The sequence below is a fragment of the Bifidobacterium pullorum subsp. gallinarum genome (genome assembly GCF_000741215.1).
Lineage (GTDB): Bacteria > Actinomycetota > Actinomycetes > Actinomycetales > Bifidobacteriaceae > Bifidobacterium > Bifidobacterium pullorum_B.
Window position 1 is genome coordinate 1 of record NZ_JGYX01000008.1, and the last position, 6,352, is coordinate 6,352.

At 63.4% G+C, this 6,352-nt stretch carries 5 protein-coding genes and 3 pseudogenes; 4 read left to right on the plus strand and 4 right to left on the minus strand.

Going from position 1 to position 6,352, the window contains the following annotated elements:
* Positions 1 to 194, minus strand: a pseudogene (locus tag BIGA_RS08780) (IS21 family transposase); the annotation flags it as partial.
* 259 nt (positions 195 to 453) lie between these two features.
* Positions 454 to 1,433 (minus strand): annotated as a pseudogene (locus tag BIGA_RS08785) (IS3 family transposase); the annotation flags it as partial.
* Positions 1,434 to 2,026: 593 nt separating this feature from the next.
* Here BIGA_RS08785 and BIGA_RS08795 point away from each other — a divergent pair.
* The gene (locus tag BIGA_RS08795; RefSeq protein WP_081929657.1) at positions 2,027 to 2,218 is read left to right on the plus strand and encodes a hypothetical protein; all 192 of its coding nucleotides are present in this window, start codon (positions 2,027 to 2,029) and stop codon (positions 2,216 to 2,218) included.
* 95 nt (positions 2,219 to 2,313) lie between these two features.
* Here BIGA_RS08795 and BIGA_RS09745 read toward each other — a convergent pair whose 3' ends face one another.
* Together BIGA_RS09745 and BIGA_RS09750 are read right to left on the minus strand one after the other, a co-directional pair.
* Positions 2,314 to 2,439: an integrase gene (locus BIGA_RS09745; RefSeq protein ID WP_156098682.1), complete on the minus strand. Its 126-nt coding sequence runs from the start codon at positions 2,437 to 2,439 to the stop codon at positions 2,314 to 2,316.
* Positions 2,436 to 2,708 carry a hypothetical protein gene (locus BIGA_RS09750; RefSeq protein WP_202805514.1) on the minus strand — a complete coding sequence of 91 codons (273 nt, stop codon included), beginning with the start codon at positions 2,706 to 2,708 and terminating at the stop codon, positions 2,436 to 2,438. The genes BIGA_RS09745 and BIGA_RS09750 overlap by 4 nt, the downstream gene beginning before the upstream one ends.
* Positions 2,709 to 3,451: 743 nt before the next feature.
* On the opposite strand from BIGA_RS09750, the gene istA reads away from it, so the two are divergent.
* The 3 genes and pseudogenes from istA to BIGA_RS08815 all read left to right on the plus strand — a co-directional run.
* Positions 3,452 to 4,909 (plus strand): IS21 family transposase, encoded by a 1,458-nt coding sequence (gene istA / locus BIGA_RS08805; RefSeq protein WP_033507964.1) that lies wholly within the window; start codon positions 3,452 to 3,454, stop codon positions 4,907 to 4,909.
* A pseudogene (gene istB / locus BIGA_RS08810) lies at positions 4,906 to 5,674 on the plus strand (IS21-like element helper ATPase IstB). The gene istA and the pseudogene istB overlap by 4 nt, the downstream one beginning before the upstream one ends.
* A 343-nt stretch (positions 5,675 to 6,017) precedes the next feature.
* A partial coding sequence (locus BIGA_RS08815) for a transposase (protein WP_034259964.1) occupies positions 6,018 to 6,352 on the plus strand: 335 nt, incomplete at its 3' end.

The following is a 6,352-nucleotide window of genomic DNA, read 5'->3' on the forward strand; positions in this document are numbered from 1 at the left end:
TGCTCCTCGACCAGCCTGTCATACACGCGCCTGGCCGTATGCCGCTGCTTGCGCGGCATGAACCGGTCCGCCTCCAACCACTTGCCGATCAACGGCTTGTACGGGTCGAGCTTCGAGACCGCCGCAGGACGGGCCGGGGGCTCCGGCGAGCAGTCCTCCAACTGCGCGTACTTGCGCACCGTCTGTCTGGACACCCCGACCTCCCTCGATATACGACGCCAGGACACACCCCTCGCGTCGAGAATCCTGATACGTTGTTGTATGGGCGTTGGCACAGTCATGTCCTTTCCTTCCCGAGATACCTGCGAATGGTTGCCTCAACTCGGGAATCTAACAAGACCGGACGGGCCAACGCCTCTCCACGCCGACAACACGATCACATGGTCAACTTTTCACCGGTAACACGGCCAACAAACCCGCGATAAACCGGCACACAAACCATTAAACAAATACAACGCGCGTGGTGCACACCGTGCCGATGTACCGCGCACCGTGATCGCCGTGGCGCACGAGTCCCTGCGTGCCGCCGTGCCTCGACGCCCGGGAGATCGCCTGCTCCGACGCCTGCAGGGGCGGTTCCCGCGTGCCCATGCCCGTGGCGCACGCCCATCCGACGATGCGGCGCGCGTACACGTCGGTGACGAACGCCGTATACGCGAACCGGCCGTCGGCCATGCGCGCGTAGGTGATGTCGGCTACGTGCAGCCGGTTCGGCGCGCACGCCCGGAACCTGCGCTCCGCGAGGTCGGGCCTGCCGCCCGTGCCCTTGGCGGGACGCGTGGTCACGGGCGTGCGTCCGCGGCGCACGCCCCTGATGCCCGGTTCGCGCATGATCCGGTCGACCTGGTCGCGGCCGATCCCGGTCCATCCCTGCGCCGGCAGCTGGGCGTGCATCTTCCTGTACCCGTACACGGCCATGAAGAAGTCCGAGCGGATCTGCATGATGTCGCGAGCCGGAGCCTCGTGACGCGCGGTCGTGCGGCTTGCAGGTCGTTTCCCGGACCGTCGGTAGCCGCGTGGCGTGATGAACCCGCAGTCCAGGGCCGCGGACAGGCCCCGGCGGATCGGCCCGGCCCCGAAACGGTCCCGATACTCGTCGATGCACGCGGCCATCAGGGCCGTGTCGGGTCGGGCCTTGCCGCGAAAAAAGCCGATGCCGTCGTCAGGATGTCGTTCGCCCCGCGCAGTTCGGCGACCCCCTTGCGCAGGCGCTTGAGCTCCTCCAGCGTGGCCTGCGCGTCCTGCGCGGACTGCGCGGCCGCGGCACCGTCGGCCTGGTTGCGCCAGCGGCGCAGTGTCTCGGGAGCCACGCCCAGGTTCCTGGCGACCTGTGCCAGGGCTCGTGTCTCGGATGAATGCGAGTCCCGTGACTCCGCCAGCAGCCCGACGGCCTTCTCCCGGAACTCCGGTGTATAACGCACGCCCTTGCCCATGATTCCATCATCTCCCATCGAGTCAGGGGAAACGCGGAACAAAAACAGGTCATATCAATTGGGTAGTAATCATCGAACTGTGAACACGCGGATTCCACGCACGCCCACACCTTGTCGGGCGGGTACTTCATTGTTACCCTGACCTCGTATGATGATTTCTTGTCTTCCATGTTTCCCCCTTACCGAACCGTTCCTATCGCAAACCGTAATCTACAAAAGAGAACAGCGACCTGCAGGGATACGTGTTCGCCTGGATGATTGTCCGCATCGGAGCCGAGCCAAAGGGCTCATCCACTCTGGGAAACCAACAAGACGTCACCTATCCTTTCGGCCGGAACAAACGAGATCTAACAAACAGGCATAGTTCAGAACCACCATGTGCTTTTCAAGCCATAATCTTGGCCGCAAGCATGACGGCAGCTTAAAAACCGCGTATGTTCATATGAGGCAGATGGACCAAAGTCGAGTAATATAAGCGATATGCGGTACAACATTGTTTCCGCACTATAGTCTGAAACTGGATCAGTGCAAAGGAGTACGGTTCTATGAGTAGATATGCGATGTGCCCTGATTGTGGTCATAGAATGAGGCGAGTGCTTGATCTTTGGGGCAACTGGGACGGGGAATCATACGAGTGTGACTACTGTCCTTCGGAATATGACGATGAAGAGGAAGATGACGAAAGCTTGGATGTATATGATGCCGCGTTGATTTGGGCTTCAAACGGCAAAGACGAGGATTACTCATTCGGATACTCGGAAGATGAACTGGAAGACGCTCTATAAACGCTAGCATCCGAACGTATACGTTTTTGGTCGAGAATTCATGAAAAATGGGGGGTGGTGACGTTTTGTTGGACTCCGGTGTCGTTGTTCTTCGATTATGCCATGAGTCCGAGCTCGCGTCTTCGTTTTGCGATGCTGGTGCCGAACGTGAGTTTGATACGCTCGTCCCGGTACCAGGTCATGTACCCGTCCAGCCGTTCGATGAACTCGTTTCTGCTCACGCCGGCGAAGTCCCGCCCATGGAAGAACTCCTGCCTGGGCCGGCCGAAAAACCCTCCGCGGCCGCGTTGTCCGGGCCGCGGCCTTTCGCGCCCGTCGACCGGGTGAGCTTGTTCTCTTTGCGGATGCGGATCCATTCGGGCCACCGGTAGTGGCAGCCGCGGTCCGAGTGGATGACGGGACGCTCCCCGTCCCCGAGCGTGGCGCACGCGTCCATCAGCATCCGGTTGGCCAGCTCCGAGTTCGGACTGGTGCCGATCGTCCAGGCCACCGGCATCCCGTCGAACGCGGTCGATCACCGGACTGAGGCAGGCCTTGCCCGCGGGGATGGAGAACTCCGTCAGGTCCGTGACCCACAACCGGTTCGGAGCCTCGGCGTGGAAGTCCCGGTTGACGAGGTTGTCCGGCGCCTTGGCCGACTCGCCCTTATACGAGCTGTAGCGCCTGGAGCTCCTGGACGGCGGTTTCAACCCGTTCGCCGTCATCAGCCGCATGACGCGCTTCGCTGACACGACAATACCCATGCTTCTCAGTCCGAGCCACACCCGTCGGTACCCATAGCGGCGCAGGCTGTTCCCCGGATACGTCGCGCACCAGGGGGGGGGGGAGCAGCCCCTCGTCCCTGTCCGGCCTGTTCATCGCGTCCGACTGGCGGTAGTACGTGCCGCGCGCCAGGCCGACCCGGGCGAGCAGCCGACCCACGGGGACGCCGTGCCCGGCACCGATCGTCCTGACGAGGATCGCCTTCTCCCTATCAGTCAGGTTGTCCGGGTCTGCGCCCCGCTCTTATGCCCGCCAGCTCCACCGCCCCCTTGAGGATCGCCAGCTCGATTGTTTGTGATCAAATAAAGGTGTTCGGTGTCGGCACTTGTTTTGGACGGTGATGGCGTTCATTTTGGACAGTGTCGGCGGTGGGTGGCATTGGTGCAGAAAGAGGGCGCCGGTGCCGTTGGTTTCCTGATAGATTCCCGAGTGCCGGTCAACCATTCGTTCGGTTTCCCGGTGTGGGAAGGAATGACGACACCGGTGCGTATTCAACAGCGTATCAGGCAGCTGGAAGGGCAGGGACTGAGCCACACGCGGATAGCCAGGGAGCTTGGTGTTTCGCGTACGACGGTAATCAAGTACGCGTCGAGGGATTATTCGCCGTTGCCGTGGGAGGGGTCGGCCGGGACCCGTTCCCTGGTGACGGGTGAGTACGCGCGTGCTGCGGATGAGTGGCCGGCCTCGGATCTGCGGATGCCGCGCAAGCAGCGGCATACCGCGCGTCGTGTGCACGAGCGGCTGGTGGCCGAGCTCGGCTTCCCGGGCGAGTACTCCTCGGTGCAGCGGTGGGTCAAGAAGTGGCGGGAGGCGCATCGCCGCGAGTCCGACGGGTATGCGGAACTGGAATGGGCCCCCGGCACGGCGCAGGTGGATTACGGTCTGGCGAGGGCCGTGATCGCGGGCATGGAGCGGACGGTGCATTATCTGGCGGTCTCGTTCCCGTATTCGAACATGCGGTACGTGGCCGCGCTGCCCGGGGAGACCACGGAGTGCGTGTGCCACGGTCTGCTGCAGGTCTTCGGACGCATGGGCATGGCGCCCAGGGTGCTGGTGTTCGACAACGCCACGGGCGTCGGCCACCGCAATGCGGACGGCACGGTCACGCAGGCCCGCCTGTTCTCCCTGTTCAGCGCGCATTACGGGTTCGAGACCAGGTTCTGCAACCCGTATGCGGGTCATGAGAAAGGCAGCGTGGAGAACGCGGTCGGTTTCGTGCGACGCAACCTGATGGTGCCCGAACCGGCGGCCGAGGGATGGGACGCGCTGACGCGCGCGTGGCTGGACGAGTGCGATGCGATCGCACGCCGGGAGCACTACCGCCAGGTCGTGCCGATCAGGGATTTGTTCGAGACCGATCTGGATCATATGCTCCCGCTGCCGGGCACGCCGTTCGACGCGTGCGACTGGCGGAGCGTGAAGACGGACCGCACCGGCACGGTCCTGATCGACGGCAACCGGTACCTCGCCGGTCCGAAATGGCGTTCCATGCGGATCTCCGCCGGCGTCAGGGCCCTAGGCATCGAGCTGCGCGGCCCGGACGGCAGCCGCATCGTGACGTTGGAACGCGTGTGGGGGCGGGAGCCGCGCACCGTCATGGAGCCGACGACGCTTCTGGCGATCATCGCGCGCAAGCCCCGGATGTGGGGCGAAAGCCCGATCCGCGGCGATTTCCCGGACAACGTGCGCGGCCTGCTCGACAGGATGGATGTCCGGGCGCGCGCCGACCTGCTCGACGACATCAGGCACGTGTCCCGGACCAGTGGGTTCGCGGCCGCCGCCAAGGCCGTGTCCGCAATCATCGACGCGGGCCGTCAACTTGACCGCGCCTCGATCGACCAGACCGCCAGACGGATCAGACAGGGCGGCGAGGGCGACGTTCCGGGCCCCGACCTGAGCCGGTACAACACCTACATGGAGGAACGATGACCACGACACCAACGAAACGGACCGCCCGGAAGGCGGAGAAGGCCACCGCCGAACAGGTCATGGAGCTCTCCCGCAACCTGCCATTGACCCGAAGCGTGCTCAGACGGGCCGTCGAGAACGCCACCCCCGGCCAGCTCGGCTTCCTCGCGGAACTGTTCACGGCCGAGAACGCGAGCCGTGCCGAATCCAAACGGAACCGACTACTCAGACAGGCCGGATTCCCCCAAGCCAAGACCCTTAACGGCTACGACTGGAGCATGGCCGCGTTCCCCGCCGACTGGGGGCGCGAACAGCTCGCGTCCCTCGAGTTCATCGACCACGCCGAGGACCTCGTGCTCTACGGCGACGTGGGATGCGGCAAGACCCACCTCGCCATCGCCATCGGCACCCTCGCCTGCAGGTGGGGCATACCGGTCAGGTTCTTCACCGCCTCCGGCCTGATCATGCGCCTGCGCAAGGCCAAAACCGAGAACAGGCTCGACCAGGAACTCAAGACCATCGGCAAGGCCGACCTGCTCGTCATCGACGAGCTCGGATACCTGCCCATCGACATCGACGGCGCCAGGCTCCTGTCCCCGGATCATCGCCGACAGCTACGAAAGGAGAAGCATCATCTTCACCTCGAACCTCGAGTTCGGCCGATGGGGCGACGTGTTCGGCGACGGCGACATGGCCGCCGCCGTCATCGACCGCATCGTCCACCACGGACGCATCATCCGATTCCACGGCGAATCCTACCGAAACACCCACTCACTCATGAAATGACCAACAACCAAGGGAACCACCCGCCGACACTGTCCAACATGAACGCCGACAGTGTTCAGATTAACTGCCGAACACGTTCACATCGACTTGACGAAAGACAAAGGGCCTGCCGGCCACCGCCCCGGAACACATCCGGGAACGCTACCGCGGGCTGCGCACCCCGACCAGGATGCGCAGGCTCGCCGCATGCCGTCCCAGCGGGAACACGGTGGAGCAGGGCAGATAACGCCCGATTTTTTGCGCACTTTGTGATTCGGGCTTTCCGGAAGGGAACATGGCCCGTGCCGGGTACGATTTTCAGTCGCCAGACATGAAAAACGCGATTGGAAAAGAGGCACGGGCCATGTCCAAGGAAATCATACAGTTCGACCAGGCCATGTTCGAGACCAGGCTCGACGCCATGGTGCGCGACAAGGTCGAGCAGATCGTCAACGCGATGCTCGACGAGGAGGCCGACCTGATCGCCAACGCCGCCAGATACGAGAGAAGCGATGGGCGCAAGGCGTACCGGGCCGGCCATTACGGGCGCGGGTTCACCGTCAAGGCCGGCAGGCTCGCCCTCAGGATCCCCAAGCTGAAGGGCGCGGTCTTCGAATCCGCGGTCATCGAACGCTACCGGCGCAGGGAGCAGAGCGTCGAGGAATCATTGATCGACATGTACCTGGCCGGCGTCTCCAC